The 5,764-nt window shown below is 67.7% G+C and carries 6 protein-coding genes; 1 reads left to right on the top strand and 5 read right to left on the bottom strand.

The genetic code is table 11. The features are described from left to right. Positions 1 to 28: 28 nt before the first annotated feature. A complete protein-coding gene (aspS, locus tag V6D00_11930; GenBank protein ID HEY9899884.1) occupies positions 29 to 1,801 on the bottom strand; it encodes an aspartate--tRNA ligase in 1,773 nt (590 codons plus the stop codon). Between the two features lie 114 nt (positions 1,802 to 1,915). Between aspS and asnS the strand changes: the two genes are divergently transcribed. Next, on the top strand, positions 1,916 to 3,238 hold the full coding sequence (asnS, locus tag V6D00_11925) for an asparagine--tRNA ligase (GenBank protein HEY9899883.1): 1,323 nt from the start codon (positions 1,916 to 1,918) through the stop codon (positions 3,236 to 3,238). 77 nt (positions 3,239 to 3,315) lie between these two features. On the opposite strand, the gene V6D00_11920 is transcribed toward asnS, so the two are convergent. From V6D00_11920 to V6D00_11905, 4 genes are all read right to left on the bottom strand, one after another. Next, positions 3,316 to 3,804: a hypothetical protein gene (locus V6D00_11920; protein HEY9899882.1), complete on the bottom strand. Its 489-nt coding sequence runs from the start codon at positions 3,802 to 3,804 to the stop codon at positions 3,316 to 3,318. Between the two features lie 115 nt (positions 3,805 to 3,919). Further along, the gene (locus V6D00_11915; GenBank protein ID HEY9899881.1) at positions 3,920 to 4,315 is read right to left on the bottom strand and encodes a hypothetical protein; all 396 of its coding nucleotides are present in this window, start codon (positions 4,313 to 4,315) and stop codon (positions 3,920 to 3,922) included. Positions 4,316 to 4,573: 258 nt separating this feature from the next. Continuing rightward, complete coding sequence (locus V6D00_11910; protein ID HEY9899880.1) at positions 4,574 to 5,239, bottom strand: hypothetical protein; 666 nt, start codon at positions 5,237 to 5,239, stop codon at positions 4,574 to 4,576. 75 nt (positions 5,240 to 5,314) lie between these two features. Further along, on the bottom strand, positions 5,315 to 5,764 hold a 450-nt coding region (locus V6D00_11905), incomplete at its 5' end, for a hypothetical protein (GenBank protein HEY9899879.1).

The following is a 5,764-nucleotide window of genomic DNA, read 5'->3' as shown; positions in this document are numbered from 1 at the left end:
GGGATCCCCGGCGTTTCGCGATGGGGCGTTAGCCCTTGAGCTGGATGTGCAGCTCCTTGAGCTGCTTGGTGTCGACCGGGCTCGGGCAGTTGGCCATCAGGTCCTTGGCCGACTGGGTCTTGGGGAAGGCGATCACGTCGCGGATGTTGTCGCGGCCGATGAGCAGCATGATGACGCGATCGAGGCCGAGGGCGAGGCCGCCGTGGGGCGGGGTGCCGTAGTCGAAGGCCGAGAGCAGGAAGCCGAACTTCTGCTGGATCTCCTCCTCGGAGAGGCCCAGCAGGCGGAAGACCCGCTCCTGAACGTCCCGCTGGAAGATTCGCAGGCTGCCGCCGCCGATCTCGTAGCCGTTGAGCACGATGTCGTAGGCGATCGCCTTGACCGCTGCGGGATCGCTCTCGAGCTTGTCGAGGTCCTCGTCGCGCGGGCGGGTGAAGGGGTGGTGCATGGCGTAGTACCGGCCGTCGGCCTCGTCGTACTCGAACATGGGGAAGTCGGTGACCCACAGGAGGTCGAAGCGGCCCTCGGGGATCAGCTTGAGGTCCTCGCCCAGCTTGAGGCGCAGGCGTCCGAGCACCTCGGCCACGTTCTTGGGCTTGTCGGCCGCGAAGAACACGAGATCGCCAGGCTTGGCGCCGGCGGCCGCCACGATGCGGTCGGTCTCCTCGGGGGTGAGGTTCTTGGCGACCGGGCCCGAGGCCTCGCCGACCTTGAGGTAAGCCAGGCCCCTGGCGCCGAAGCCGCGCACGAACTCGGTCAAGGCGTCGATCTGCGAGCGGCTGATCTTTGAGCTGCCCTCGGGCACGCAGATGCCCTTGAGCTCTGGCGCCTCGGCGAAGACCTTGAAGCCGCAGCCGCGGGCCGCCTCGGTGAGGTCGACCAGCTCGAGCCCGAAGCGGGTGTCGGGCTTGTCCGAGCCGTAGCGGGCCATGGCCTCGTCGTAGGTCAGGCGCGCGGCCTTCACGACCGTGGCGCCGGCGATCTCATGGATCAGCTTCTTGACGAGGGTCTCGATGGTGTCGATCACCAGCTCCTGGCTGGGGAAGCTCATCTCGACGTCGAGCTGGGTGAACTCGGGCTGGCGGTCGGCGCGCAGGTCCTCGTCGCGGAAGCAGCGGGCGATCTGGAAGTAGCGGTCGTAGCCCGACACCATCAGGAGCTGCTTGAAGATCTGGGGCGACTGGGGCAGGGCGAAGAACTCGCCCGGGTGCACGCGGCTGGGCACCAGGTAGTCGCGGGCCCCTTCCGGGGTGCTCTTGGTGAGGATCGGGGTCTCGACCTCGATGAAGCCGTTGTCGTCCATGTAGCGCCGGATGATCTGGTTCATGCGGTGGCGCTTGATCATGGCCTCCTGCATGAAGGGCTGGCGCAGGTCGAGGAAGCGGTTCTTGAGGCGAACGGTCTCGTCGACCTCGGGCTTACCGGCCTCGATCATGAAGGGCAGGGGCTTGGAGGCGTTCCAGATGACCAGGCTGTCGGCGTAGACCTCGATCTCGCCGGTGACCATGCGGGGGTTGGCCATGCCCTCGGCGCGGGCGCGGACCGCGCCGGTCACCCCGATCACGTACTCGTTGCGCAGGCGGTCGGCGAGCTGGTGGGCCTCGGCGGCGACCTCGGGGCTGAAGACGACCTGGACCAGGCCCGTGCGATCGCGCAGATCCGCGAAGACGACCCCGCCGTGGTCGCGGCGGGAATCGACCCAGCCGTAGAGCGTCACTTGCGCGCCGATGGCGTCGGCACGCAGGTCCCCGCAGTAGTGGGAACGTTCACCGAGGCGAATCTCGGGCATGGCGGTTTTCACTTCCGGCTCCTGTCTTGAACGATGCTTCGGGGGGGCCATACGACCCCTTTCGTAAGCTATAATGTTATTTTGACCACCTCGATTTTAACGCAGCGAGCACCACTTGGAAAGGGAATGACCGTGACCGAGACCGCCACCCGCCACGAGGCGAAAATCAGCCATCTCAAGGACTTCGTCGATCGAGAGGTCGTGATCCGCGGCTGGCTCTACAACAAGCGATCCAAGGGCAAGCTCCAGTTCCTGCAGGTCCGCGACGGCTCGGGCATCGTCCAGGCCGTCGTCGTCAAGGCCCAGGTCAGCGACGAGAGCTGGAGTGCCGCCGACGCCCTGACCCAGGAGGCCTCGTGCGTCGTGACCGGCACGGTCCGCGCCGACGAGCGCGCCCAGGGCGGCTTCGAGCTGACGGTCACCTCGGTCGAGGTGGTGCAGGTGCCGCTCGGCGAGTACCCCATCTCGCCCAAGGAGCACGGCGTGGACTTCCTCATGAACCACCGCCACCTGTGGATTCGATCCAAGCGCCAGCACGCCATCCTTCGCATCCGCTCGACCATCGAGATGGCCATGCACGAGTTCTTCGAGTCGCGCGAGTTCATCCGCTTCGACACGCCGATCCTGACGCCCGCGGCCTGCGAGGGCACCACCACCCTCTTCGAGACCGACTACTTCGACGACAAGGCCTTCCTCGCCCAGTCCGGCCAGCTCTACCTGGAGGCGGGCGCCATGGCCTTCGGCAACGTCTACAGCTTCGGCCCCACCTTCCGCGCCGAGAAGTCCAAGACCCGCCGCCACCTGATGGAGTTCTGGATGGTCGAGGCCGAGATGGCCTACGCCGAGCTCGCGCAGAACGTGCAGGTGCAGGAGGACTTCGTCGCCCACGTGGTCAAGCGGGTGCTCGAGAAGAACCGCGAGGACCTCTCGGTGCTCGAGCGCGACGTGGCCAAGCTCGAGAAGACGACCCAGGGCGCCTTCCCCCGCATCACCTACGACGAGGCCGTCGAGCGCCTCCAGAAGGCGGGCTCCGACATCACGTGGGGCGAGGACTTCGGCAACGACGACGAGGACGTCCTGGCCAACCAGTTCGAGACCCCCTTCTTCGTCACCCACTACCCGACGGCGATCAAGGCCTTCTACATGCAGCCCGATCCCACCCGGCCCGAGGTTGCCCTGTGCGCCGACATGCTCGCCCCCGAGGGCTACGGCGAGATCATCGGCGGCTCGCAGCGCATCGCGGACTACGACCTGTTCGTCGAGCGCATGAAGGACCACGACCTCTCCGAGGAGGCCTACGGCTGGTACCTGGATCTGCGCAAGTACGGCTCGGTGCCCCACAGCGGCTTCGGCCTCGGAATCGAGCGCGCGATCCGCTGGATCTGCGGCCTCGAGCACATCCGGGAGTGCATCCCCTTCCCGCGCCTCCTGACCCGGATCTACCCCTAACCCCGGTTCCTGGTCCAGGCGAACGGCGCCCCCCATCCGGGGGGCGCCGTTCGCCTGATCCATCGCTCACCGTTGCGTCAGTAGCGGATCGCGACCTGGCGTCCCTTGTTGGCGCCGACGGCGTTTCCGTTGGCGATGCCTCCGTAGTAGGATCCGCCCTCGGCGTTCGCCTGCTGCTCGCCTTGCTGGCGGTTGCCGTGCCCGACGGCGACCTGGCCGATGTTGTTGCTGGCCGCGGCGTTTCCGTTGAGGATGCCGCTGTTGTGGCTGCCGCCCTCGGCGTAGGCCTCTTGCTCGGCCCCCTGCTTGTTGCGCTTGCCGATCGCAAGCTGGCTCGCCTCGTTGGTGGCCACGCCCTGGCCATTGGCGATGCCCGAGTTGCCGTAGCCGTCCTTGGCCTTGGCCGACTGACGCACGCTCGCCTGGCTATCGGTGCCGATGACCAGGCTGTTGGACTGGCTCCTGGCATAGGCCTGGACGTCGGTCATCGCCGGCCCCTGTGCGCAGCCTGCGCAGAGTGTCACCAGGCACGCAGCGATCGCCTTGCTTGTGAGCTTGTTGCCCATGGGTGAGACCCTCCCTCCACGTCGCTCTCTGAGCTGTTGATGCCCTCGTCCATCCTCGTTGCGGCCCCCGCGTACTCGCGGGGGCCGCAACCGGTGACTACCGCTCGTTGTGGGCTTAGTAGCGCTTGTTGCTGTTGGCTCGCTGCTTGCCGTAGTTGACGCTCACGGCGTTGCCGTTGGCGATGGGGTAACCATAGCCGTAGCTAGGAGCGCCGTTCTCGACTTTGGCCTTGGCTTCTTGATCCAGTCGCTGGTTGATGTTGCTGCCCTTCGCGCTTTGCTTGCCGATGTTGACGGCCACGGCGTTGTTGTTGAGGGCACCCCCCACGTACCCGCTCTCCACCTCTGACCTGGCCTCTTGCTTCATGGTCTGCGAGATGCCACTGCTCGGCTGCTTCTTCGAGAAGCTCTGGACGCTGGTGTCGTTACCCATGGTGGGGAGCTGCCCGCAGCCCGCGGTGCTCGCCAGGAGGGTGCCGAGGATCGCCGCACTCATCATGGTTTTGAACATGAACGGATTCCCCCTTCATTTTAACTGCGATCGGATGCTATCCATCCGATCGAGGTTGCCTCATACTTGCCTGCCGTGCTTTCGCGTCGCAAGCATGTGGGTCTTTTTTTAGCACGCAGGAGGGGGTTATCCCTTGGATGCTTTGGACGCAAAAAAACCCTTCTTGAACCCTTAATCCCTGCTTACCTGATTGAACGCTCGAATGCTCGAATCGCCAGGCCGCGAAGGCCTGGCGATTCGAGCGTGGGAGGATGGGCCTCAGCGATTGATGGTGACGGTGCCGTTGCCGGTGGTGATGGCGCCGAGGCTCATCTGCGCCGGCACCCGGATCACGTAGCTGACGCCGACGCGCGCCCCCGGATCGGAGGTGGTGGTGCGGATCGAGAAGGTGCCGGCGTTGGAGACGGCGATGAGGGCCTTGCCGAGCTCCGCGGGGCCCGCCGAGGATTCCTTGATCGCTTCGAAGGAGAGGGTGTCGTCCGGGCTGCGGGTGATGACGATGTTGCCGTTCAGGTTGGAGACCTCGAGCGTCTTCGGGCCGTTGACGGAGTAGGCGGCGCGAATCTCCTCGCGGTTGCCCGTGACCGTGCTGGAGTAGGCCGTTTGCCCGCCGCCTCCCGAGGTCACCGTGGTGACCGAGGCGACGCTGCCGGGGCCGGTGACGGTCGTGGTCGTGCTGGCGCCGCTGGCGCCCGAGAAGGGGAAGCCGGGCCCGAAGGGCGAGCCGACCGTCTGGCTCACCCCGCCGACCGTCTGGGTGATGCCGCCGGGGCCGATGACCTGGCTGACCTGCTGGGTCGCGCGCCCGGCGACGGCCGGGACGGCGGGGCTCGGCTCCAGGCGGGTGCCGGGGGGCTGGGCGCAGCCGGCCGTGGCGAGGAAGAGGGCGATGCCGGCCGGCAAGGGTGAGAGGTGCCGCAGCATGGGGGAGCCTCCTGGCATGGGATGAGGGCGGCCAGCGCACGCGCGAGCGCGTGCGCTGGCCTGGAGACGGTGGGGCTAGCCGCCGACCACGCCGGCTGTCTGGCCGAGACCCTGGTTGATGTCCCCGCCGCCACGGCGTCCGCGCCGCCCGCGGCGCCGGCCGTCGTCGCCGCCGCCGACGCCGACCTGGGTGCCCTGGTTGAAGGCCGTCCCGCCGCCGCCAGGCCCGCCGACCACGCCGGCGGTCTGGCCCAGACCCTGGTTGATCCCGCCGCGGCCGCCGCCGACGCCGACCTGGGTCCCCTGGTTACCCGCAAAGCCGCCGCCGCCAGGCCCGCCGCCGACCACGCCGGCGGTCTGGCCGAGGCCCTGGTTGATCCCGCCGCGGCCGCCGCCGACGCCGACCTGGGTGCCCTGGTTGAAGGCCGTCCCGCCGCCGCCAGGCCCGCCGACCACGCCGGCGGTCTGGCCGAGGCCCTGGTTGATCCCGCCGCGGCCGCCGCCGACGCCGACCTGGGTCCCCTG

This window comes from Pantanalinema sp. (assembly GCA_036704125.1).
In the GTDB taxonomy this organism is placed as follows: domain Bacteria; phylum Cyanobacteriota; class Sericytochromatia; order S15B-MN24; family UBA4093; genus JAGIBK01.
Note: the sequence above shows the minus strand (reverse complement) of the source record. Positions and strands in the feature narration are given on the sequence as shown.